This window comes from Carboxylicivirga mesophila (assembly GCF_018271975.1).
GTDB classification, from domain to species: domain Bacteria; phylum Bacteroidota; class Bacteroidia; order Bacteroidales; family Marinilabiliaceae; genus Carboxylicivirga; species Carboxylicivirga mesophila.
Genome location: NZ_JAGUCN010000002.1, coordinates 262,380 through 284,253 on the forward strand (window position 1 = coordinate 262,380; position 21,874 = coordinate 284,253).

Annotated in this window: 22 protein-coding genes; 12 read left to right on the plus strand and 10 right to left on the minus strand. The window is 41.2% G+C overall.

The features are described 5' to 3' along the window. Positions 1-12: 12 nt before the first annotated feature. Positions 13-828: a toxin-antitoxin system YwqK family antitoxin gene (locus KEM09_RS03045; protein ID WP_212225332.1), complete on the minus strand. Its 816-nt coding sequence runs from the start codon at positions 826-828 to the stop codon at positions 13-15. Between the two features lie 217 nt (positions 829-1,045). Between KEM09_RS03045 and rnr the strand changes: the two genes are divergently transcribed. The 4 genes from rnr to KEM09_RS03065 all read left to right on the plus strand — a co-directional run bounded on the left by rnr (position 1,046) and on the right by KEM09_RS03065 (position 5,728). After that, positions 1,046-3,214, plus strand: coding sequence for a ribonuclease R (gene rnr / locus KEM09_RS03050; protein ID WP_212225341.1), 2,169 nt, complete (start codon positions 1,046-1,048; stop codon positions 3,212-3,214). A gap of 131 nt (positions 3,215-3,345) precedes the next feature. Continuing rightward, positions 3,346-3,957 carry a TetR/AcrR family transcriptional regulator gene (locus KEM09_RS03055; RefSeq protein ID WP_244824789.1) on the plus strand — a complete coding sequence of 204 codons (612 nt, stop codon included), beginning with the start codon at positions 3,346-3,348 and terminating at the stop codon, positions 3,955-3,957. 41 nt (positions 3,958-3,998) lie between these two features. Next, positions 3,999-4,916: a homoserine O-acetyltransferase MetA gene (gene metA / locus KEM09_RS03060; RefSeq protein ID WP_212225343.1), complete on the plus strand. Its 918-nt coding sequence runs from the start codon at positions 3,999-4,001 to the stop codon at positions 4,914-4,916. 2 nt (positions 4,917-4,918) lie between these two features. After that, positions 4,919-5,728 (plus strand): HAD family hydrolase, encoded by an 810-nt coding sequence (locus tag KEM09_RS03065; protein ID WP_212225345.1) that lies wholly within the window; start codon positions 4,919-4,921, stop codon positions 5,726-5,728. On the opposite strand, the gene KEM09_RS03070 is transcribed toward KEM09_RS03065, so the two are convergent. The 3 genes from KEM09_RS03070 to KEM09_RS03080 are packed head-to-tail and all read right to left on the minus strand — an operon-like array spanning position 5,718 to position 8,712. Then, positions 5,718-6,527, minus strand: coding sequence for a DUF3108 domain-containing protein (locus KEM09_RS03070; protein ID WP_212225347.1), 810 nt, complete (start codon positions 6,525-6,527; stop codon positions 5,718-5,720). The two genes, KEM09_RS03065 and KEM09_RS03070, sit on opposite strands and share 11 nt — an antisense overlap. Positions 6,528-6,580: 53 nt before the next feature. Then, on the minus strand, positions 6,581-6,892 hold the full coding sequence (locus KEM09_RS03075) for an MTH1187 family thiamine-binding protein (RefSeq protein ID WP_212225349.1): 312 nt from the start codon (positions 6,890-6,892) through the stop codon (positions 6,581-6,583). After that, positions 6,892-8,712 (minus strand): Ig-like domain-containing protein, encoded by a 1,821-nt coding sequence (locus KEM09_RS03080; protein ID WP_212225351.1) that lies wholly within the window; start codon positions 8,710-8,712, stop codon positions 6,892-6,894. Before KEM09_RS03080 ends, KEM09_RS03075 begins: the two co-directional genes overlap by 1 nt. A 166-nt stretch (positions 8,713-8,878) precedes the next feature. Here KEM09_RS03080 and KEM09_RS03085 point away from each other — a divergent pair, with 166 nt between their 5' ends. Continuing rightward, positions 8,879-9,769: a hypothetical protein gene (locus KEM09_RS03085; protein ID WP_212225354.1), complete on the plus strand. Its 891-nt coding sequence runs from the start codon at positions 8,879-8,881 to the stop codon at positions 9,767-9,769. Positions 9,770-9,878: 109 nt separating this feature from the next. Here the strand turns inward: KEM09_RS03085 and KEM09_RS03090 are convergent, their stop codons facing one another. From KEM09_RS03090 to KEM09_RS03100, 3 genes are all read right to left on the minus strand, one after another. Continuing rightward, positions 9,879-10,325: a hypothetical protein gene (locus KEM09_RS03090; protein WP_212188261.1), complete on the minus strand. Its 447-nt coding sequence runs from the start codon at positions 10,323-10,325 to the stop codon at positions 9,879-9,881. Positions 10,326-10,503: 178 nt separating this feature from the next. Continuing rightward, positions 10,504-11,571, minus strand: coding sequence for a glycosyltransferase (locus KEM09_RS03095; RefSeq protein ID WP_212225356.1), 1,068 nt, complete (start codon positions 11,569-11,571; stop codon positions 10,504-10,506). A gap of 36 nt (positions 11,572-11,607) precedes the next feature. After that, a complete protein-coding gene (locus tag KEM09_RS03100; protein ID WP_212225358.1) occupies positions 11,608-12,387 on the minus strand; it encodes a radical SAM protein in 780 nt (259 codons plus the stop codon). 167 nt (positions 12,388-12,554) lie between these two features. On the opposite strand from KEM09_RS03100, the gene holB reads away from it, so the two are divergent. The 7 genes from holB (at position 12,555) to KEM09_RS03135 (ending at position 18,054) form a co-directional block, all read left to right on the plus strand. Beyond that, positions 12,555-13,676 (plus strand): DNA polymerase III subunit delta', encoded by a 1,122-nt coding sequence (gene holB / locus KEM09_RS03105; RefSeq protein WP_212225360.1) that lies wholly within the window; start codon positions 12,555-12,557, stop codon positions 13,674-13,676. A 41-nt stretch (positions 13,677-13,717) separates the two neighbouring features. Continuing rightward, positions 13,718-14,989 (plus strand): PSP1 domain-containing protein, encoded by a 1,272-nt coding sequence (locus KEM09_RS03110; protein ID WP_212225362.1) that lies wholly within the window; start codon positions 13,718-13,720, stop codon positions 14,987-14,989. Next, positions 14,967-15,455 carry a gliding motility lipoprotein GldH gene (locus KEM09_RS03115; RefSeq protein WP_212225364.1) on the plus strand — a complete coding sequence of 163 codons (489 nt, stop codon included), beginning with the start codon at positions 14,967-14,969 and terminating at the stop codon, positions 15,453-15,455. Before KEM09_RS03110 ends, KEM09_RS03115 begins: the two co-directional genes overlap by 23 nt. A gap of 5 nt (positions 15,456-15,460) precedes the next feature. Continuing rightward, entirely contained in the window at positions 15,461-16,249 is a 789-nt protein-coding gene (gene trmB, locus KEM09_RS03120; protein WP_212225365.1) for a tRNA (guanosine(46)-N7)-methyltransferase TrmB, read from the plus strand. A 9-nt stretch (positions 16,250-16,258) separates the two neighbouring features. After that, positions 16,259-16,597 carry an MGMT family protein gene (locus KEM09_RS03125; RefSeq protein WP_212225372.1) on the plus strand — a complete coding sequence of 113 codons (339 nt, stop codon included), beginning with the start codon at positions 16,259-16,261 and terminating at the stop codon, positions 16,595-16,597. Positions 16,598-16,688: 91 nt separating this feature from the next. After that, complete coding sequence (locus KEM09_RS03130) at positions 16,689-17,795, plus strand: Mrp/NBP35 family ATP-binding protein (RefSeq protein ID WP_212225374.1); 1,107 nt, start codon at positions 16,689-16,691, stop codon at positions 17,793-17,795. 10 nt (positions 17,796-17,805) lie between these two features. Further along, positions 17,806-18,054, plus strand: a complete 249-nt coding sequence (locus KEM09_RS03135; RefSeq protein WP_212225376.1) for a NifU family protein — start codon at positions 17,806-17,808, stop codon at positions 18,052-18,054. Positions 18,055-18,092: 38 nt separating this feature from the next. Here the strand turns inward: KEM09_RS03135 and KEM09_RS03140 are convergent, their stop codons facing one another. From KEM09_RS03140 to KEM09_RS03150, 3 genes are all read right to left on the minus strand, one after another. After that, positions 18,093-18,626 (minus strand): DUF1697 domain-containing protein, encoded by a 534-nt coding sequence (locus KEM09_RS03140; RefSeq protein ID WP_212225378.1) that lies wholly within the window; start codon positions 18,624-18,626, stop codon positions 18,093-18,095. Positions 18,627-18,630: 4 nt separating this feature from the next. After that, positions 18,631-19,377 (minus strand): subclass B1 metallo-beta-lactamase, encoded by a 747-nt coding sequence (bla, locus tag KEM09_RS03145; protein WP_212225380.1) that lies wholly within the window; start codon positions 19,375-19,377, stop codon positions 18,631-18,633. A 220-nt stretch (positions 19,378-19,597) separates the two neighbouring features. Continuing rightward, positions 19,598-21,823, minus strand: a complete 2,226-nt coding sequence (locus KEM09_RS03150) for an amino acid permease (protein ID WP_212225382.1) — start codon at positions 21,821-21,823, stop codon at positions 19,598-19,600. Between the last annotated feature and the right edge of the window lie 51 nt (positions 21,824-21,874).

Sequence of the window (21,874 nt, forward strand, 5' to 3'; positions counted from 1 at the left end):
AGTTAATACCTTTTAATATTCTTCGGTTTGCACCACATTGCCATTTTGGTAGTGTACTACCTTTATTATCTGCTTATCGTTATTATAGAAGAAATGTTTGCCAGTAAATACTTTACCATTGACAAAGAATCCCTGTTTTTCAACCAAGCCCTGCAGGTTGTAGACGGTGTGATTACCAGTTCCTTTAAAAGTGCCATGGTCCTTGGCCTGAGCCAGGGTTTGCCGGGGAGCTACTTCGTCGGTGGTGATGGTTTCTGTTATGGCAACGTTTTCCAGGAATTCTCCATCATTATACACGCGCTCTGTCACCAATAATCCTTCTTCGTTGTAGATTTTTAATGTGCCGGTAGCTTTGCCATTTGTCCACTCGCCAGTGTATTTTAGGGTGCCGTTTTCGTGGTAGTATTTTTGAGTACCCGTTCGCTGGCCATTATCGTCGTATTGCCAGTCATAAGCTAATCGTCCGTTTTTATTATAAAACTTATAGTTGCCCTGCCAGTGGTCAATGTGCCAAATGCCTTCTTCTGAGATTAAACCATTATCGTAATAAAACTGAGCCAGTCCAATGGCTTTCCCATTCTTATAAGTGATTTTGTGCTTAATATTGCCATCAGGAAAATACGTAACCCACAAGCCATCTTTTTTGTCAGCCTTGTAATGGCCTTGTTCCAGTAGCTTGTCGCCCGTATTATTAAATTTAATCCACAAACCCTGCTTGCGTTTTTGTAGATCAGTGTAATTGATGGTGTCGCCCTTATAAAGCTCATAGCTTTGAGCTAGTGCTGAGCTGCTTATTATCAGGCATATGATTATAAAAGCGTGTCGCATTTTATTTTGGGTGTCTAGTAGTAGTTAAATGTTTATTTGCAATAGACCTTTTTATACTCAAAAATCACTAAAAGGTTATCATAAACCTAAAAAGATTTGGTAACGGAATTATTTTATACCTTTGGTTACTATACAGACAGGTGAATAATAGATTCCCTTCATCAATGAAACATCCTGTCGTTTCAAAAGTTACTCCCTTAACCTTAAATATTTAATAATGGGAAAGAAGAAAAAGAAGTCATCCAGAAAGACGGAATTAAGACAATTGATACAAGGATTATTTTTCAATAATCCCAAACGAACATTTAATTACAAGCAAGTGTCGGGCTTGCTTGAAGTGAAAAAGAAAACGGGCCGACAGCAGGTTCAGATAATACTAAATGAATTATTCGAGTCGGGCTACCTCACCGAAGTAGCTGCCGGTAAATATAAGTTACTAAGCAGGGGCTCTACTTTAACTGGAGTGGTAGATATGACTGCCACCGGTTCGGCCTATGTGGTGCCTGATGAGGAAAATGAGGGCGGCGATATTTTTATCCCCCGTAATAATATGAATCAGGCTTTGCATGGCGACCATGTAAAAGTGTTTATGCATGCCCGTCGGCGTAATCGACAGCCGGAAGGTGAGATCATTGAGGTACTGAAACGAAAGCGAGAGACATTTGTCGGAGTGATGCAAATATCCAGGGGACTGGCCTTTCTGGTGGTCGATGACCGCGTAATGCCCCACGATATTTTTATCCCGCCAAAGGCGCTTAATGGTGCTAAAGACGGACAAAAAGCCATTGCACGAATTGTTGAGTGGCCCGAACGTGCTAAAAACCCGATTGGAGAAATCATTGATGTGCTTGGTGATGTGGGGGATAATCAGGCCGAGATGCATGCCATACTGGCCGAGTTTAATCTGCCGTATCGCTATCCACAGGAAGTTATTGATGAGGCAGAAACCATTGATGCGGAAATATCGCCGGAAGAGATTAAGAAGCGTCGCGATTTTCGTCAAGTAACAACTTTTACCATTGACCCTGTTGATGCCAAGGATTTTGATGATGCCTTATCCTTACAAAAGCTGGATAATGGTAACTGGGAAGTAGGGGTACATATTGCCGATGTAACACATTATGTGGAACCCAAATCACTCCTCGAAAAAGAGGCTTATGACCGGGCAACTTCCGTTTATCTGGTTGACAGGGTGGTGCCTATGCTGCCAGAGCGCTTGAGTAATTTTATTTGTTCACTGCGTCCGCATGAAGAGAAACTTTGTTTTTCAGCCGTGTTTGAGATGGATGATCAGGCCAATGTTATCAATAGTTGGTTCGGACGAACAGTTATTTATTCCGACAGGCGATTTACCTATGAGGAAGCCCAGGAAATTATTGAAACAGGTAAAGGGGACTTATCCGACGAGATACTGACGCTTGATAAACTGGCAAAAGCCCTGCGTGATAAACGATTCAGTGAAGGTTCTGTAGGGTTCGAAAGAGTAGAGGTAAAGTTCAATATTGATGAAAAAGGGAAGCCGGTAAGCGTATTTTTTAAAGAATCGAAAGATGCCAATAAGCTCATTGAAGAATTTATGTTGCTGGCCAATAAAAAAGTAGCTCAGTTAATTGGCAATAAGGAACTGGATAAAGGCAGTCGCGGTAAACCTAAAACCTTTGTGTATCGTATTCACGATGTACCTAATCCTGATAAATTTGAAAATTTTGCTTCGTTTGTGAGGCGCTTTGGCTACGAAGCTATGCCAAAAGGTGTTGAAACCGTTAGTGCTTCGCTCAACCGTTTACTCGAAGAGGTGAAAGGTAAGGGCGAGCAGAACATGATTGAAACGCTGGCTATTCGCACCATGGCTAAGGCTGTGTATTCAACCCATAACATTGGCCATTATGGCTTGTCGTTTAAGTTTTACTCACACTTTACTTCACCCATCCGTCGCTATCCCGATATGATGGTGCATCGCCTGCTGCAACGCTACCTCGATGGTGGCCGTTCAGTGAATGAAGAAACCTATGAGGAGATGTGCGAGCACAGCTCTGATATGGAGCAACGAGCTGCCGATGCCGAAAGAGCTTCGATTAAATACAAGCAGGTGGAGTTTATGAAAGACCACATAGGGCAGACTTTTGAAGGCGTGATATCGGGTGTTACCGAATGGGGACTATACGTTGAGATTATTGAGAATAAATGCGAGGGCATGATTCCTATTCGTGATTTGGATGATGATTTTTACCATTTCGACGAAGACAACTATTGCCTGGTTGGCCGCAAATATAACAGGAAGTATCAATTGGGCGATCAACTGAAGATTGTGATAGCCAATGCTAACCTTGAAAAGAAACAGCTGGATTTCGCTTTAGCTGATGGTGAGACCGATTCGACTAAATAATTCGACAATGCATAAGTATAAGGTATTCAGATGGATGTATGGCTTGATTTTAGAATCGGCCTGGTGGCAATTTTGAATAGGAAAAAGTATTTATATTTTTGTTGCAATAAAATTCTAAATTCATAGACGGGATGACACTAGGAGTTGCTTATCCATCTGAAACCAGCAGTGATGGAATGCGCGTGGCAATCATTGAAGCAGCCAGGGAGCTGTTTGCCAAATTTGGGTATAAGAAAACCACCATGGAAGACATAGCGCATGCGCTGCGCAAGGGGAAAAGTTCTCTTTACTATTACTTTAAGAACAAGGAGGAAATCTTTCAGGCCGTTATTGAGCAGGAGAAAGACATACTTTTTACCGAGCTTAATAAGGTGGTGGACTCTGATTTATCACCTAAAGATAAGTTTAAAGAGTATGTAATTACCCGGATGAAAACCATTCATATGCTTGAAAACTATATGAAGGTGCTGAAAGATGATGCTTTGGGTGTTTATGATTTCTTTGACAAATTGAGAGGTAAGGGAGAGGCCGAAGAAGCTGCTTTACTAACCAGGATGTTGGAGGAGGGGCAGAAGGATAACAGCTTCCAGGTAAAAAATATACATATGGCAGCCGTCGCTATTGCTATTGCACTGAAAGGATTGGAAGGACCGCTGTTTCAGGCAATGGATAACTTTGATGATTTTAAGATACAGATTGATAATATTCTGAATATTCTGTTCTTTGGAATTGTTAAACGATAGAACAAGCAAAACATTAACCACCACACAACTAATACCACATTATGCCAATTAAAATACCTGACGCATTGCCCGCACGTCATGTGCTGGAGAATGAAAATGTGTTCGTGATTGGTGAAACACGAGCGCTGCATCAAGATATCAGACCTCTAAGGATTCTGATTCTTAATCTGATGCCGCTTAAAATTGCCACCGAAACACACCTATTGAGGGCTCTGTCTAACAGTCCATTACAGGTAGAGGTTGATTTTCTGATGACATCCAGTCATGTTTCGAAGAATACACCCAGAGAGCACCTGTTTGCCTTTTATAAGGTGTTTGATGAGGTGCGTTCCAATAAGTACGATGGCATGATTATTACCGGTGCACCGGTTGAACTGCTGGATTTTGAAGAAGTCAACTATTGGCCCGAGCTGACCGAAATAATGGATTGGAGCAAAACGAATGTTACCAGTACGTTTCATATCTGCTGGGGAGCACAAGCCGGGTTGTTTCATCATTTCGGCATTAAAAAGTATCCGCTTGAGAAAAAGATGTTCGGTATATTCAAGCATACTGTTGAACAGCCCGAAGAACCACTTATGCGTGGATTTAACGATTTGTACCATGCGCCTCATTCGAGGTATACCGAGGTGAAGGAAAATGATATATTGGAGCATCCTGATTTGGTGTTGCTTTCTAAATCGGAAAAGGCAGGTGTATACATGGTGATGTCCAAAGACAGGCGCCAGGTATTTGTAACAGGCCATTCAGAGTATGATGCCTCAACCCTTAAAGAGGAATACGACCGCGATGTAGCCAAAGGCTTGGATATTGCTATTCCGGATAACTATTTCCCGGATGATAATCCCGAAAATGAACCTTTGGTCTTATGGCGCAGTCATGCCAGTTTGCTGTATTCCAATTGGCTAAATTATTACGTATATCAGGCTACTCCTTTTCAACTTGAACAAATACAATAGTTATGAAACGTCTACTGGCGACCGATCTGGATGGAACAATATTGGCTCATAAGGGTGCATTTCATCGCAAAGATATTGAGGTATTGCAGCAACTTGGAGAGGAAGGCTTTGTGAGGGTAGTGGCTACCGGGCGTACCTTGCAGTCAGCTCTAAGTGTTTTAGAACGTGATTTCCCAATTGATTACCTTGTGTTCTCATCTGGTGCGGGTATCTACTGCTGGAAAGAACAAAAGTTGCTGATAACAAAGCATCTTGGTTATGAGAAAACAAAAGAGCTGGTGGCAGTTTTTCAGCAGCATCATGTGGAGTATACCCTGCATCATCCAATACCGGAAAACCACTTGTTTTTTCATCCCGAAGGTGATGATCCGCATCCCGATTTTGAACGATACCTGGAGTTTAACCAGGCACATGCAGAGGTAATAAACGGGAACGTACCACAGTTGGATTATACCCAGACCCTCGCTTTTATGCCAGATGTGGAAATGTTTAAAGCCATTGAGCAAAAGCTGACAGGTGTAAAGGTGGTAAGAGCAACCTCACCGATTGATGGCGTTAGTATCTGGATGGAGTGCTTTCATAATGAGGTGTCAAAAGCCAATGGGATACTGGAGGTATGTGAGATGGAGGGTGTCGAGCAAGCTAATGTGTCAGTAGTGGGCAATGATTATAATGACCTGGATATGCTGGGTGCCTTTAAAAATGCATATGTGGTTGATAATGCCCCTGATGAATTGAAGCAGCAGTTTACCAACTTATGTGCTGTAACGGAAGCTCCCCTTGCCGACTGGCGTAAACGGTTTATTTTGTAATTTCTGCCGTTACCGGATGGCGGGTATTGATGGCATCTACAAAAACTGCTTTCACCGATCCTATTAGTATCTTTGCTTCAACAATGATGGGGATGCGATTGGCATCATCTGTTACCCATACAGTCATATCCTCTCCGCTCTTAAAAATAGTCCCTTCAACCAACAGTGGGGAGAATTTCAGGCACTTGAACCGTCGGCCATCCCTGTTCTTGATGGTTTCTTTACCCAGGTAACGAATGTAAATATCATGTATCTCTCCATCTACCACCATGCTGATGGGAATTTTTTCATTCACCTTATATTTTGAGTAATCAATATTTCGTGCTTTGTATACCATTGTGAGCAAGTCGAAAGAACAATCCTTCCATTGTAAAGTTGTATCGCGTTCAGGAGCCTTTTCTTTCTGTATACTAGCGTTGATCAAGCGTTTATTGTGGTCAAAATGGTACAGGTAATTGGCCTTGTAACTTCCTTCGTTGGTGATCCGCTTAAACTCAAATGGTTCGAGGTGAAGTGTGTCTACCTTTGTTTCAAATGTGTCGCGTACTTTAAACAGAAAATCATAGGATTTATAGGTGGCTCCATGTGCTTTCAGATGATAGCCAGGCTGATTGTTAACCCTGGCAGCATCTACACTAAAGCTAACTTCACCCGCATTGATCCAGATGAAACCCCAGTTGTAATAGGCATGGTATTTCACAAGCTCACCTGCTTTAAAAGCAGTATTTATATCGTTGCATTGCGCCTTTATCTGCAGTGTTATCAGCGTTAAAAGAACCAACGAAACTAATCTTTGCATATCAATAAATTAAAGTCAGGTAGCTAACAAAAACAGTGCCTTTACATGGCTGTTTACTTGTTGACATCACCAATTTTTGCCTCAATGGAAGCTATTTTACTGGTAATACGTTTGTCTTTGTTCTTTTGAGCATCAATATTTATTGAACAATACACCCTGTTGGATACTGGTTCAAGTATATCGTAGCTTTCCTGCACTATCTTAAGGGCTTCTTCCATGGTATTGGTTTCAATAGTTGTGCCCATAGGATTAAGCTTGTAACTGACGCCACTTTCCTTAATATGGTTGATTATCTGGCTGACATATTGGCTCACGCTATCTCCTTTGTCGGTAGGAAACATAGCAAAGTTAAGTAGTACAGACATTATTCTTCTTTTTTCTTTGGTTTGCGGAATTGTTTCGAAAATTCATCGGTATTAAACAGTGCCGGATCCCACGTTTCAGCATCAATCTCCCAGTTTTTGCGCACTGTTATCTTCTGTGGATAATACATCAGTCTTTCGGGTTGTATGCGCTCATAATAATTGCCGCTATCCCACTGGCCATTCATGTTTTTATCCACCACAATCCGAAGCATGTAATCACCCGGGTTTAAATAGCGAAAACCAATCTTACCTGATTTATTTCTGATGTAGGTTTGTTGAACAATCTCCTCCTTACGGTTGAGTATTTGCACTAACCAATTGTCTTGAGGATTAACTATATTAACAAATAGCTTACCATAGCTATCGAGTGGTTTTACCGTAAATTGCAGATTGGTCGAATCATTCATCAGGCCATAAATATCTTGAATAGCTGCTGAGTCAATAATCATTTCGTACTTAACCCCCGGTTCCCAGTCGTTTTTGATGGTGTAATTTAATATAGATTGTTGATTGTGGATAAACTCAAATGTTTCCTCCTCAGGTATAGTATCTTTATGATTATATAGCTTAATGGCATTTGTGTCGAAGGCTACAGCTGGTGCCGGTAGCGAAAAGTGAAACTGCCCAAATACATCCAGCTTGTTTTTGACATTTCTTAATTTAATGGTGGGCACTGGTTCCGGTTCATCATCCTTTTTGCGTTTCTTCTTTTTCTCCTTTACTTCGAAAAAGTACATGGCAATGGTATCTGTTTTGGTGTAAGGATTATCCAGCGAGTCACGCATAATGTAGCTTAACGATATCGACAGGGAGTCCTGATTGTAGTAAGTGCTGTCTCTTAACCAGAACGAGACCGTATCATTTTTCACTGAGCGATCCATTATGAAAACATCCTGCAGCTGGTCTTGGCCGGTGAGTACGAGTTTAGCATCTTCCTCCAGCGGACGATTAAAGTAATAGGTGAGTTTGGCTCTTTCTTTTCGCTCCTCACTCATCAGGTATTGTTTTTTATAATCGTGTTGAAACTTAAACAACTGAAAACTGTCTGGCGTATATACCAGCTCTTCATAGTAATGAATCGAATCTGTTTCGAGTGAATCAATGCGGATGGTATCGGCAAACTCGCGGTATTCAAATCCTGGTTCTACAACTATATCAGACCAGGCCATGGCCTCACCCGGCTGATCAAATAGGTAATTACGATTAGCATCATCCAGCGCATAGATGCGGTACTTGCCCGGGCTCACATTTCTAATGTTGAATCGTCCTTGTTTGTTGGTTTTAGCCATGCGGATGGGTACCAGTTTTTGGATGGCTGTATCGTTCAGGTTATTATGCAGGAAGATTAGAACGCCCTCTGAGGGTGATAAGTCATCGGCATCGTACAAGTTACCAGATACCTGCAGTGAGTCGATGTATTCGCCTGTAGCGAAAGAAAAGGAATAGTTTTCCAGAACATTACCTTCATTGTTATCCACAATGGCATCAGCAAAATCTAATGTGTAAGTGGTGTTTGGTTGCAGGTCTTCTTCAAAAGTCACCATCAGCCGGTTACCTCTGGCCTCTACAATTGGCTGTTTATTTACCGGAGGTGATACAACAAATTTTGAACGGTAGTCTTTAAGTTGAATCAGCTCGTCGAACTCAATATAAATCGTTTTTTTTGTGTAATTAAGGGCATTAGCTTCGGGTGTTGACCTGATTACAACAGGTGGGATCTCATCCTTTGTGCCTCCGGTTGGCATACCAACATTGGCGCAATACCAGAAAAGCTGTGTGAACAGAACAAGTAAGGTTAACTGAAATATCTTTTTCTTCAAAACAGATGCTTTTTATTCGTCACAAATTTATAAAGATTATGCATACATGTGCTATAATAATAATTTCAGAGCCTGTTTTTGACAATGCTTAACACAATGTTTGTTCATTGCAGACCACCTAAAAAATAATAACTTTGTGCCTGGACCTTAAAGAATACTGTTGATTATGGAGAATAATATTGAGAAACCGTCGTCGAACAAGGCTATATACATTATAGGGAGTATTGCCCTGGTAGTGATAGCTGTATTGTTGTATTTGTTTATTTCAAATAAGCAGCAATACCAGGCGGTGGTTGAAGAAATGACAGAGGAAAAGCTGATATTGACAGAAGAATTTCAGGCCTTGGCTTTGGATTATGATTCGTTGCACAGTAATAATGATACACTGAATCTGCAGTTGGAGCAGGAGCGGGAAAAAATTACTCACCTGATAGAAGAGATTAAGACCATTAAAGCCACCAACGCCAGTAAAATAAGGGAATACAAAAAGGAGCTTTCTACCTTGAGAGGGGTGATGCGTAACTTTGTGATTCAGATAGATTCATTAAACCGGCGCAATGAGGAGTTGGTTCAGGAAAATATTCAGTACCGAAAGCAGCACGATAAAATAGCACAATCTTATAAGGAACTGGAAAAGGTAAAAGAAACGCTGGATAAGAAAGTGGAAATTGCCTCGCAACTGGAAACACGTAACATTGAATTGATGGGCTTAAATGCCAAGGGTAACGATACCAAAAAAATCAGAAATGTTGCCAAAATTCGCATGTGCTGTACTATTGAGAAAAATATTACCGCACCTGTTGGAATGAAGACCATCTATATAAGAATCATGCGACCCGATGAGGTGCTGCTGATAAGTTCACGTGACAATGTGTTTGAATATGAAGGGGAAGACATTAACTTTTCAGCTAAACGTGAGTTTGAATATGGTGGCGAAGATGTTGATGTATGCGTCTTTTATTCAGTTGTAGATGGCGAATTGCTCAAAGGTGTTTATGTGGTTGATGTGTTTGTTGACGGATTTAATATTGGCACAAGTTCATTTGAGTTGAAGTAGTAATTTAATCAGATTTGATATATAACAAAACGGGAAGCATTAGCTTCCCGTTTCTCTTTCCTGGCAAGAGGCAATTGTTTTCCGCTTGCTCCCTTTGTTATTAAACTGGCTAAGCCAGTTGTTGCTTCTTGTAGAAGCCCCCATTTGATTCGGATGTGATATATTCTTTACTGGCAGTTGAAATTATCCGTGCTGAACTTTGAGGATAATTTAAAAAGCTCTCGTAAAATTTTACCTGTTCAAAGTAGTTGAGCTTAACTTTCGTAGGGCTCATCAAAAATCGACGAGTCCAGAAATTAACCGGATCGTACATGTTAATTACTTGTAAGCCTTTAATCTTAAGGAAATAATCTAACAGTAAATCGTTGTTGTATTTGTCTTTGGTAATTTTTTGTAATGAGACAAGTGTCGCTTCTTTTTCTGAGGCGCCCTTAGGAAACAGGATTTTCTCCAGTTCTTTGGAAGCATTTTTCTCAGCCAAAAGTGCCAAACCTTTTTTCCAGAACCATAGTCCGAATCCAAGAAGTGCGAATAATATTACGAGTAGCGTTGTCATTTTGTCTTATTAATAATATTTAACCATTAAAGACCTGGGTTAATTATTTTTAGCATCTGTTTGCCGATGCTGATTAGTAATACTCGTATGGACAGGAAAAGTTACGTTTTTGTTGATGAGATATTAAAACTGTGTGATGAAAGGTATAAAATGATGGTTAAAGTGTGTAAAAACGGATTTAAAGCCACATTGGAAGCTTCATGTCGGTTGAGCCATTGAATGGTAGCAGTGTTATTTGTTCGTGTAAAAGACGTTCTAACGCCACTTCCTCTAACTGTTGCTGGTTAATGTAGCTAAAACCCCACAGATCGCTTGCTCTAACAGCCAGGTATTCCTGTTCATACTGGCCTGGTGTCGGAATTAGTAAAGCTGTCCGATGGCAATGTATTAAATCAATCAGGGTTGAATAGCCCGAACGGCAGATGATGTATCTGCTGTTAATTATCAGGCTTTTTAGTTGGCGGGCATGGCAATGGGGAAGTATCTGAACAGAGCCTTCTTTTCGGATGACTCCACCTGGTGTCCCGCTTAAAAGGATAGTCTGAAAATGACTATTCTTAAATCGCCTTATTAAGGTGCGCTCCAGGATGCTTCGCTGGGGTTCAGGACCGGAAAGAATGATTAATACCTCGCAGGTGTCATCGGTAGTACAGTCCACCAGTGACAATCTGGATGGTAATCCGATGTGATGAGTGTTTAATTGCGTGATGGTTCCTGATAATGTGCCCGATAATTTTGTGGGGGACTCTATATCAGGTACCCAGCATTCGTTGAACTTCCTGAGCCAATACCTGCTTAACGCATTCGATAAAGGTTTAAAAAAAGAGAAGTGCTTGCCTGTCGATGGTGTTGTTTGATGAGTAATGATGACAGAATGCACTTCATTTGACCAAAGGCCATAACGGTTATCAGATATAATTAAGTCAATGTTATATTGTTTGATGATGCTTTGGGTGAGTTTGTGTTCCAGTCTGATGGAACTGAAGAAAGAAGGTATTTGCTTCATTAAGCTCAGCCATTGATGCCTGCTGGTGGCCAGCTGCACATTAAATCCGTTTAATTCAACCCACTCGAGCGCGGGAAAGGTTTGGCGCAATACATCCAGAGACGGTGATTGGCCAGCTAGTAACACATAGTGACCTTTCTTGACAAGTGCATCAACAACGGGTATTAAACGAGTAGCATGCCCTAATCCCCAATTCAGTGGGCTAACGAGTATGCGGCGATATGTGTTGGTGGCTGTCACTATACAAATATAGTAACTAACTCTCGCATGTAGTGCTTATCCCGAAATAGATACTGTATGTCCTTGTTCTTCTGCTCTTTGGGCAATCTGCTTTAATTTATCCAGCGGTACTTTTTTCAATGAGTTGTAGGGCGTATCACGTTCGATGGTGTAAATCATGACCTTTTCAGGTTTGATTTTGTCTAAAGCTTGCAGCCAGGCTAAAATATCAGCTTCTGTTGTGTTATCTATGGTTTCATTGTTTGCTTCGCCTTCCACAAACATCGTTTGAATAATCACCTGACCGTTAAAGCCACATAGTTGCTCAATGGTGGTGTTAAGGTCAAACGGGTAGTTCGGTTGATCAAGTTTCAGAATGGTATCCTTTAATCCGGAATCAAGCTTCTGAATATTGTCATCAACCTTTAGCAGTGCTTCTACTACTTCCGGCTTGTGAAGCCTCGATGCATTGGAAAGAACGGCTATTCTGGCCTCCGGACAATATTTGTTGCGCAGTTCAATGGTGTCGTCAATCACTCCTTTGAAATCCGGATGAAGCGTTGGTTCGCCATTGCCGGCAAAGGTGATGACGTCTGGTTTTAAGTTATTGTTAAGCATGCTGGTGAGTTTCTTATCTAAGGATTCTTTCACCATTTGTCTTTCAGGTATCTGTCCATTTTTATCGCCTAATTGTCCATTGAGCCCGCACTCACAGTAAATGCAGTCAAATGAACATATCTTTCGGTTAACAGGCATCAGATTCATACCCAGTGATACGCCGAGACGACGACTGTTTACTGGTCCAAAAACAATTTCATCAAAAAGAAAAACAGACATGCTACAAATTTTCTGCAAATCTAGTTCTTTAATGCTAATGCACATCTTTTTCACTTAATGATTTGGATCATGACAGGCCATTTTGTTAGCTGGATATCCAACGAAAATGGCATTTTTAACAACCAACAAAATTGCTATCTTTGATGACTTGAATTTTAGGCAGCTTAATGAAATTTAAGGAAGTAATAGGGCACGAACGTATTAAGAAACATTTGATTAACATGGTGAAGGAAAATCGTGTTAGTCATGCTCAGTTATTCTGTGGTCCTGAGGGAGTTGGAAAGGTAAACCTGGCGCTGGCTTTCGCCCAGTTTCTTAATTGTCAGAACAGGCAGGACGACGATTCTTGTGGAGAGTGTGCCTCATGTGTTAAATATGGCAAGCTGATTCATCCCGACTTGCACTTTGTATTTCCCGTTGTTAAAAGCCCGAAGTATAAAAATCCGGTGAGTGACTCTTATCTCTCCGAATGGCGTCAGTTTGTATTGTCAAATGCTTATTTTGATATTAACCAGTGGTTTAATAACCTTGATGCCGATAAGCAAGGATTGATTTATAGCCAGGAAAGTCAGGAGATTATTAAAAAATTGAGCCTAAAAACTTTTGAGGCCAAATATAAAGTAATGATCATCTGGCTGCCTGAGAAAATGCATGTTGCAGCTGCCAATAAGTTACTGAAGCTGCTGGAAGAGCCGCCTGAGGGCACTGTGTTTTTGTTGGTGTCCGATAATCCTAATGAGATATTAGGAACCATTCAGAGCCGGGCTCAACGCTTGAATATACCAGCCCTAAGTATTGAGGATATCTCAGGTGCATTGCATAAAGAGTATAGCCTGAGTGCTGAAGAGTGCGAGCGCTACGCTAAATTGTCGGTGGGGAATTATGTGGCTGCCAGGGAAATAATCAATCAAAGCGAGGAGCGTACCTTCTTTTTTGATAAGTTTGTAAGTCTGATGCGTTTAGCTTATGGGCGTAAGCTATTTGAACTGATAGATTGGTGCGATGAAATGAATCGTCAATCCAAAGAGCGTCAGAAAAACTTCTTTGAGTTTGCTTTGCGATTAATTCGCGAAAATTTTATGATGAACATTCAGGAAAAGGATTTATTGTATCTTACACCTGAAGAGGAAAATTTCTCGGTACGTTTTTCACCGTTTATTAACGATGGAAATGTATTGCAACTGAGTGAGGAATTTAGTTTGGCACATTCTCATCTTGAACAAAATGGGAATGCACGTATTATATTAATGGATTTGTGCCTGAAGGTAATTATGCTGTTAAAGCAATAGGCATTGATTCACAAGGTCATTGAGCCTTTTATTTTTATTTTATGGAAGAAATTATTCAAGATACAGAGAAAAAAGGTTGTTCGGGTTGCGCCAGTCGGTGCGGAAAACTCAATGTTTATGATTGGCTGGACGATTTACCTGCCAGTATCAATACAACCGATATTGTAGAAGTTCAGTTTAAAAACACCCGTAAGGGCTATTTCCGAAACAGCAATGGTCTTCGGATTGAAAAAGGGGATGTTGTTGCTGTTGAAGCCTCGCCCGGGCACGATATTGGTACAGTAACACTGACTGGAGAATTGGTGCTGCTACAAATGAAGAAGCATAACATTAACCTGGATACTTTTGAGTTTAAGCGCGTTTACAGGAAAGCAAAGCCCGTTGATATTGAAAAATGGGAAGAAGCAAGAGGGCTTGAGCATGAAACAATGCTGGAGTCGCGCCGAATAGCAGAGCGTCTTAATCTGGATATGAAGATTGGCGATGTGGAGTATCAGGGCGATAAAACAAAGGCTATCTTCTATTACATTGCCGATGAACGGGTGGATTTTCGTCAACTAATTAAAGTGTTGGCCGAAACCTTCAGGGTACGTATTGAAATGCGACAGATTGGTGCCCGCCAGGAAGCTGGTCGAATAGGAGGAATTGGGCCATGTGGCCGCGAGCTTTGTTGCTCTACCTGGATGACCAACTTTGTGTCGGTAACCACCAATGCAGCCCGTTATCAGGAAATATCACTCAATCCGCAAAAGCTGGCAGGCCAGTGTGGTAAACTTAAGTGTTGCCTCAACTACGAGCTGGATGCCTATATTGATGCACAGCAGGATTTCCCTCGTACAAACATTGTGCTGGAAACGGTTGATGGTAACTACTACCATTTTAAAACTGATATCTTCTCGCGTACTATGTGGTATAGCACCGACAAAGATATCCCGGCTGGCATTGTTTCCGTTTCTGTTGACCGTGTGAAGGAGGTTATCCGTTTGAATCGCAGAGGTAAAAAGGTGGATCGCCTGGCAGATGAAGTATTAAAGCCTTTGGTGGCAGAGCCTACCTATGACAACGTGATTGGTCAGGAGAGTTTGACCAGGTTTGATGAACAGAAAAAGAAAAAACGGAGGCCTAGTCGCAGACGTAGCAGTGGAGCTCAAAAAAATGAAGGTAAACAAACTGCTAAACCAGCTGAAAATAAACAAAGCAATCAGCAGCAGTCTGGCGGAGGAAAGAAACCGTATAATAAATCCAAGCGTCGTTACCGACCTAATAATCAACGTAAACAACAAGGGGGCGATGGACAAAATAAAACACAGTAGTCTCATAATTATATTGTTAGGACTCATTGTTGTGAGTTCCTGCGATAGAGGGGTTGTATTTGATCAGTATGTAACCATCCCCAAAGGTGGCTGGCATGTTGATTCGATGGCAGTGTTTAAAGTTGATATAGAAAGCACCGAGCAGCCATACAATGTGATATTAAATGTGCGCAACCGCTCCAATTATCCCAATAGTAACCTATGGCTTTTTGTAGAGGTGGTCAGCCCTTCGGGGCAAACAATGCAAGATAAAGTGGATTGTGTTTTGGCTGATGATGCCGGGCGATGGATAGGCTCAGGTTGGGGCGATTTGTATCATGCAAAGATACCGTATCAATTGGGTGTGAAATTTGCCGAAACAGGGGCATACTCCTTCAGAATAGTGCAGGGTATGCGCGATGAGGATTTGGAAGGAATTCATAATATTGGTCTGAGAGTTGAGCGGGCCAACGTTGCAAAAGAATAAATAGGGTGGGAAAGAATAAGTTGAAGAAGTTTGCCGAAATGGCAACTTATGATCATGTTTTTGAAGCCGATTACAGTGATCTGAAGGGAGAGTCATTCTATCAGAAAGGTAATTGGAATAAGAATTTTTTTAAAAATGATCATCCAATAGTTATAGAGCTTGGTTGTGGTAAAGGTGAGTACACTGTTGGACTGGCCGAATTATTTCCGGACAAAAACTTTATTGGCATCGACATTAAAGGTGCACGTATGCACCGTGGAGCTACCGATGCTAAAAACAAAGGGCTTAAGAATGTTGCTTTTGTGCGCACCCGAATCGAGTTTATCACTGCTTTTTTTGAAGCCAGCGAGGTAGATGAAATCTGGCTGACATTTCCCGATCCGCAGATGAAGAAGGTTAATAAGCGCCTGTCATCCACACGCTTTTTGCAATTGTATAAAAACTTTCTGAAGCCGGGCGGTTTGGTTCATCTTAAAACCGATTCTAACTTTCTCTATACCTACACGGCCGAGATGGTTAAAGAAAACGGCTTTAAGGTTGAGGTGAGCGAAAGTGATTTATATGGTTCAGGTTACGACAATGAAATTTTGTCGATTCAAACCCACTACGAATCCAAATGGCTGAAGCATGGCCTTAGTATTAAGTACCTGCAGTTTCATCTCGAAGACAGGGAGCAATGGATTGAACCCGATATTGAAATAGATTTTGATAACTACCATAGTGCCGGGCGAGGCGTAGTGAAAGTAAAGGAGGCGCTTATTAAGCATGCCGATGCACGTCGAAAGGGTAAGTAATCTCGCAATATGGCCATTGACAATAAAGATTTCTTCGAGCGCGTGTATCAGGTAGCCGAGTTGATTCCCCAAGGGCGCGTAACCTCTTATGGTGCTATTGCCACGTACCTGGGAAGCAGTCGCAGTGCTCGTATGGTTGGCTGGGCTATGAATAAATGCAGCAGCTGGCCCCGTTTTATACCGGCTCATCGCGTGGTTAACCGAAAAGGTTTGTTAACCGGCAAGCACCATTTTCCAGGTGGAGAAACGATGAAAGAACTGTTGGAAAATGAAGGTGTTCAGGTAGAGGATAATCAGATTGTAAATTTTAGTGAAGTGTTTTGGGACCCGTCCAGCGAGTTGTTGTAAAGCATTTATAATACAATAAAGAAGAGAAAGTGCGTTTCTCTTTTTTTTATACCTTTGAGTCTAATTTTAAAAAGGTTTAAATAAAGATAAGATGGAATACTATCCAAATCTCATATTGGATGCATTGAAGCATGTGGTGCATCCGGGCAAAGGAACGGATATTGTGTCGTTGGGTATGGTAGAAGATGATATACGCATTGAAGGGAAGCGTATCAGCTTTAGCCTCCTTTTCGACAGAGCTAACGATCCAATGGTTGGTTCACTTAAAAAAGCTTGTGTACAGGCTATCAAGACCTATGTGGATGAGGCCGCCGAGATTGAAGGGAATATCTATGTGAAAATAAAACCTAAACAAAAGGCGGTAGAGCAGAAATCTTTGCCACATGTGAAGAATGTGGTGGCCGTTGCTTCAGGTAAAGGTGGTGTTGGTAAATCAACCGTTACTTCAAACCTGGCCGTTGCTTTGGCAAAAGCGGGTTATTCAGTTGGTTTATTAGATGCTGATATCTTCGGACCATCGGTGCCTATCATGTTTCAAACGGAAGATGCTCGTCCGGTGTTGGAGAAGATTGACGGTAAAGATAGAATCCTTCCGGTGGAGAAGTATGGTGTTAAAATGTTAAGTATAGGTTATTTCGTGAATCCCGATGATGCCTTGATATGGCGCGGAGCTATGGCAACCAATGCCATACGTCAGCTGATTAATGATGGTAACTGGGGCGAGCTGGATTACTTGTTAATTGACTTACCGCCTGGTACAAGTGATATACACCTGACTATAGTGCAAACAATCAGTATAACAGGTGCAGTGATTGTATCTACCCCTCAGAATGTGGCACTGGCCGATGCTGTGAAAGGGGTGAGTATGTTCCAGAGTAAAAATATACAGGTGCCTGTGCTTGGGCTGGTTGAAAATATGGCCTGGTTTACACCTGCTGAGTTACCCGATAATAAATACTATATTTTTGGTAAAGATGGAGGTAGCCGACTGGCTAATAAAATGGGTATCCCATTGCTGGGGCAAATTCCCTTGGTGCAAAGCATTCGCGAGGGTGGTGATGCTGGTGAACCGGCGGCATTGAACGAGAGCTCAATGACGGGACTGGCATTTGCAGATCTGGCACAAAAAGTGGTTGAAAGGGTGGAATTAAGAAATAAAACCATGCCTGAAACCAAGGTTGTTGAAATGAAGAAATAAATAATAAGTCATGGGAGAGGATAAATTGCAATTGACACAGCAGGTAGAGGCTGCTCTTGAAGAGATTCGCCCTTACCTCAAAGGAGATGGTGGAGACATAAGCCTTGTGGAAATCACAGATGACTATGTTGTAAAAGTGCGTTTGGAAGGTTCGTGTGATGGCTGTCCGCTTAGTATGCAGACCCTTAAAGGCGGCGTGGAGATGGTGGTGAAAAAATCAGTTCCACAAATAGTAGAGGTAATTGCCGTTGACAATTAGAAAATTAAATAAAAGCACCTTCTAGGTGCTTTTATTTTTTACTCATTTAGAAGTTCAGAAATTTTGATCACAGTTTTCCAGTTTCGGCTTGTGGCCTCTACTTTTAAATGTCTTTCAATGGCAGTATTGGATAGTTTACTTTGGTGGTATTTACCATCGCATTTAATATAGATATATTGCCCGTTGAGGTGGTATAAATCCGGGGCAAAATCTTTAGATTTAAAAACTTCCACATCATATTCAGTTGGCAGGTCTTTCAATAGGGTAACATGAAGTTTGTTTATGTCGTGTGAAGAGAAAGGGTTTTCACTGACCATGCGTTTCCATTCGAGATTGCTTAAAACTAATACAGGCACATTATAGCCGAAACGTTCAAGAATTGCCTTTGAAACCCGCTGTTCAATTGAGGAAATTGTTGCTTCATTGGCATTAAAAATCAAATTACCACTTTGGATGTATGAAACTACATTAGTAAAACCGAGCTCTTTATACAGATCCTTCAGCTCTTTCATTAATATTTTTCGCTTGCCTCCAACGTTGATGCCCCGAAGGATGGAAATGTATTTTGGCATATGCTTATTTCTTTTTCTGCTTTTTTACGAGTTCAATAGTATGGCTAAGAAGTTGGGCGTCACCTATTTTTCCATGTCCTGGCACAATTAATTTAGCATCAGGATAGGCATATTGAATTTTCTCTATGGTGGTGTCCCATTCATCAATATTCGCATCAGATAAATTACCAAGGCCTTTCGATTGAGCCGATTTAACCAGGCAGCCGCCAAAAAGGATTTTTTGCTGGGGTAACCACACAGTGATGTTGTCAAATGAATGGCCAGCCCCAAAGAACCGACATTCAATCAGTTCGTTGTTAAACAGGCAGTCGTATTCCTTGTCAAATGCAATTTTAGGAACAGCTACTCCTTCTTCTTCACATTTATCAATGGTCAGCTGGCAGGCTAGTGACCTGGCACCGATAGAATGGAGATACTCCAGCCCGCCGATACAATCATCATGATAATGTCCGGCAATTAAAGCCCGAATTGTCACCTTGAAATGCTCAACCAGGTAATCGCAAAGTTGCTTGGTTTGCTCATTGCTCATCGGCGTATCAATCAATACTGCTTCACTATTTCGTACAATCACCATCCCATTGCATGAGAAGCGACCATAAGTTTCTGAATTGACCCATGAAACATGCAGAAAAACAGAATCCTGCAGATGGATGAGTTCCAAGTCCTCATTTATTTGCATGGATGGATATTGCGCTCTCAAAGGAAGAAAGAGCAATAACAATAGGGATGCACTAACCAAACGACTCATCATTATTTGAGTTTTATCAAATGAGTAATAAAGTTATTAATTTTTAGAAGAGACGTAAAGCTTAGTTAAGATGGCATCATAAAACTATCGCATTCTGTCACTGAGCAAGAGCCTTATGAAAGTGCATCCAATTGTTAAGTTTCCTATCATAGTTGGAGCAGTTCAAAAAAAACTGGATTAATTCACAAAGAACCACATTCATTTCTCCAACTTGTATCAGTTTTTATTCAATGGTTTGTTGCCTGTTTGCGTTAACAAACAGGATGTCACCCATATCATCAAAACCTTCGAAAACTTCAGATCCGGAGTGCTTTGTTTGTTCTTCCCTAAAACCAATAATGGTTAGGCCAGCGTTAGATGATTTATCTTTAATCAAACTTTTTGACGATTTATCTTCCTCCTGAGCAATAATCTCAATATTTGAAAGTGTTATCGGTAAACGCCCGGTTTGAACCAGTTCTTGCAGTTGTTTGCGCGTTGTGGCTACATCTTCTTTGTCGCAGATGCTGAATATTTTTACGAAACCCTTTTTCCAGTCTGGGTGCGATAATATGATAAAGCCAAGTAATATCATTAGGTTGGCGTTCAATATGTCAATGGAACGTATCCAGATATGAATGCCATTTTTAAAATGCGTATTTTTATTGGCATCTGAAAAGACACATACATCGTAATCACCAGCCCTGGTCAGGCTAATATTATCCAAAATGGCCTCAATTGCCTCAGCTTCGTTTCGTCTGTACTCAAACACAATCATATTGTTTTCCATACCACTGATACTTGGGCTCTGAATTGCCTGTGCAATGGCAGTAGTATAGGATGGTGAAATCATACAATCAACATACAGGCTGCTTTCCTGATCGTGGTGTTCATCAATCAGCTTATCTACAATTTGTTTGGCCTCTGTAGTTGTATTCTTAGAGTAATACCCTTTCAGAAAGTGAAAATAGGTACCAAAGCCATGTTTGTATGAAATCCATTTCATCAGATCAAACACCTTACTGTGCTTAAATGAGTTGGATGAGATGCAAATGGCTGATGGTCGCCACTCTTCGTCATCAGTCTCATAGCTGCGGTGTTTTTGCATGTAGAGTTGAATGCGGCGACTCAATTGAAACAGTGCTCCCAGGAAAATCTTTTGCAAGCCGCCTCTTTCCTTATGAATGTAATTCAGGTACAGGTATAAGAGCGTGATAACCACATAGGCCGCTATTGTATAAGCCGCATTGATTTTAAACATTACCCACATTGATAATAAAAAGCCAATGAGTGAAATGGCCCAATGCGATTTAAATTGTGGGCGGTATGATGGTGATGCTCCAAAATGATTCAGGAAGGATATCAGGCATAAAGAGCCATATGTAATCATAAAAAACATGGAGATGATTTGCGCTACAAAATCTACTTCACCCATCAGTACAAAAACCAGAGCGATAGCTATGGTAATAAGGGTTGCATTATAAGGCTCATTGGTTTCGCCTTTGCCTTTGGCCAGCCACCTGTTAAGTGCAACGCTTGGGAAGCTTTTATCCACCGCCAGGGCCTGTATAGTGCGTGGGGCTACCAGCACCGAACCAATGGCTGATGATATGGTTGAAGCACCCAATCCGAGGGGGATAATGATAGCACCCAAAACAGCCACATTAGCCATGGCCAGCTGTGAACTGCTCATTTCTTCAGGTGTTAAAGAAATCGAGAATTTATAGATGATAAAGATGTAGATAAGCATGCCACAAATGGTGCCCCACATAGTACCACGAGGTATTGACTTGGTAGGATTTTTAAGATCGCCACTAAGTCCTACACCAGCAGTCATGCCCGTAAATGCCGGAAAACAGATGGCAAACCACACAAAAAACTGGTTACGATTATTAAACACAAAGTTTTGGCTGTAATCACCGGCTTCAAAAAAATATGTGCGACCAACAAAAAAGAGAGTTAATGAAATAAATAGCACTGCCACTACAACATATAGTGTTTTAACACCCATGTCCGATCCTTTTTGTAATACAATATAGGCTAAAATCAATATAGCAGGCACACTTATGACCTGTCTTGGCAATGCAATGTCAAAAGATGATAGCATCCAATTAAAGAAAGGCTCAAATGCTTCGGTAAATGCAATGACATAAAAAGCTACACTAATGGCTTGAGAGAAATATAGAGCCATGCCAATAGTGGCACCAATATTTAAACCGAATGAACGGGATATTATAAAGTATTCTCCACCTCCTTCAACTCGTTTGTTGGTGGCTATCTCGGATATAGCCAAAGCTGTTGGGATGGTAATCATATGACCCAGAATAATGATGCCTAGTGCTCCGTAGAAACCCAGGTTGCCAACGGCCATTCCAAATCGCAGGAACAGGATAGCACCTAAAATTGTTGAAATAGCAGTAAAAAATACAGGTGCTGTTCCAAAGCCTTTTTTATCAGTTAATGTGCTCATAAATATGTTGTCAATTTCCCAATAAATGTACAAAGTGTGTTGAGCAAATAT